This is a genomic window from Streptomyces lateritius, assembly GCF_014649715.1.
GTDB classification, from domain to species: Bacteria; Actinomycetota; Actinomycetes; order Streptomycetales; family Streptomycetaceae; genus Streptomyces; species Streptomyces lateritius.
Map to the genome: position 1 here is coordinate 244,183 of NZ_BMTO01000001.1, position 2,106 is coordinate 246,288.

The window sequence follows — 2,106 nt, forward strand, 5'->3', positions numbered from 1 at the left end:
GGGCGATCTCGTTCGTGCGCTTGTAGTCGATCCAGGTCTCGATCAGGTCGGAGGTGAAGACACCGCCGGCCTGGAGGTACTCGTTGTCCGCCTCGAGGGCGTCGAGCACCGCCGGGAGGGAGGTGGGGACCTGAGCGACGCCCGCGTGCTCCTCCGGGGCCAGCTCGTAGAGGTCCTTGTCGATCGGCTCGGCCGGCTCGATCTTGTTCTTGATGCCGTCGAGGCCCGCGAGGAGCAGCGCCGAGAACGCGAGGTACGGGTTCGAGGACGGGTCCGGCGCGCGGAACTCGACGCGCTTGGCCTTCGGGTTCGAGCCCGTGATCGGGATGCGCATGGCCGCGGAGCGGTTGCGCTGCGAGTAGACCAGGTTGACCGGGGCCTCGAAGCCGGGGACCAGGCGGTGGTACGAGTTCACCGTCGGGTTGGTGAAGGCCAGCAGCGACGGGGCGTGCTTCAGGATGCCGCCGATGTAGTAGCGGGCGGTGTCCGACAGGCCCGCGTAGCCCTGCTCGTCGTAGAACAGCGGGTCGCCGTTCTGCCACAGCGACTGGTGGACGTGCATGCCCGAGCCGTTGTCGCCGAAGATCGGCTTCGGCATGAAGGTCGCGGTCTTGCCGTTGCGCCAGGCGACGTTCTTCACGATGTACTTGAAGAGCATCAGGTCGTCGGCCGCGGCGAGCAGCGTGTTGAACTTGTAGTTGATCTCGGCCTGGCCGGCGGTGCCGACCTCGTGGTGCTGGCGCTCGACCTGGAGGCCGACGTTCTCCAGCTCCAGGGAGATCTCCGCGCGCAGGTCGGCGAAGTGGTCCACCGGCGGGGCCGGGAAGTAGCCGCCCTTGTAGCGGACCTTGTAACCACGGTTGTCCTCGACCTTGCCGGTGTTCCAGGCGCCGGCCTCGGAGTCGATGTGGTAGAAGCCCTGGTTCGCCGAGGTCTCGAAGCGCACCGAGTCGAAGACGTAGAACTCCGCCTCGGGGCCGAAGAACGCGGTGTCCGCGATGCCGGTGGAGGCCAGGTAGGCCTCGGCCTTCTTCGCGATGTTGCGCGGGTCACGGCTGTACTGCTCGCCCGTGATCGGGTCGTGGATGAAGAAGTTGATGTTCAGCGTCTTGTCACGGCGGAACGGGTCCAGGCGGGCCGTCGACAGGTCCGCGCGCAGGGCCATGTCCGACTCGTGGATGGCCTGGAAGCCGCGGATCGACGAACCGTCGAAGGCGAGCTCCTCGGACGGGTCGAACGCCGTCGCCGGGATCGTGAAGTGCTGCATCACTCCCGGAAGGTCACAGAAACGGACGTCGACCATCTTGACGTCGTTGTCCTTGATGAACTTCTTGGCCTCGTCGGCGTTCTGGAACATCCAACTCCTCCTACTCCCGGCCCGGGGAGGGGCGGGGTTGCAGCTCGGTCGTGCGGCCAGTGCGGTGGCACACGCTGGACCCGACCATAGGCAGACGGGATTTCTCAAGCATGACCCATTTGTTTCGACCAAGTTAACCGGGGTGGGTCCGGCCGGCATCGCGGAGCGCCGATGCAGACCCGGGCCGAAGTGATCAAAAACGGGCGCAGTACCGTGGACGCGTGGACAACAGGCAAGCACTCGGATCATGGCTTTCCGGCCCCCGCGCGGCGGCCGAGGACGCAGGCGTCGACTTCGGTTACCGCGGTCAGCAGCTCGGGCTCCCCGAGGAGGGGCCTGGTTCGATCGCCCGCCCGGGCCGCCGGATCGGCGCCCTCGCCGTGGACTGGGCCCTCTGCATGCTGATCGCATACGGCCTGATCACCGACGGCTACAGTCAGGCGACCGGCAACTGGGCCCTGGTCATCCTGCTCGTCCTGAGCGTGCTGACGGTCGGCACCGTCGGTTCCACCCCCGGCAAGCGGCTCTTCGGCCTGCGCGTCGCCTCGGCGGGCGGCGGCCGGCTCGGCATCCTCCGTGTCCTCCTCCGGAGCCTGCTCGTCTGCCTCGCCGTCCCGGCCCTGATCTGGGACCGCGACGGCCGCGGACTGCACGACCGCCTCTCCGGCGCCGTCCAGATCCGGATCTGACGGCCGGACGTCCGGCACCGAGCACAAGGGCGCCCCGGGAACCGAACGGTTCCCGGGGCG

At 67.9% G+C, this 2,106-nt stretch carries 2 protein-coding genes; one reads left to right on the forward strand and one right to left on the reverse strand.

All coding sequences use genetic code 11. From position 1 onward, the window contains the following. A partial coding sequence (gene glnA, locus IE136_RS01185; RefSeq protein WP_189599181.1) for a type I glutamate--ammonia ligase occupies positions 1 to 1,357 on the reverse strand: 1,357 nt, incomplete at its 3' end. 221 nt (positions 1,358 to 1,578) lie between these two features. Here glnA and IE136_RS01190 point away from each other — a divergent pair. Then, entirely contained in the window at positions 1,579 to 2,046 is a 468-nt protein-coding gene (locus IE136_RS01190; protein ID WP_158986689.1) for an RDD family protein, read from the forward strand. Positions 2,047 to 2,106 lie beyond the last annotated feature (60 nt).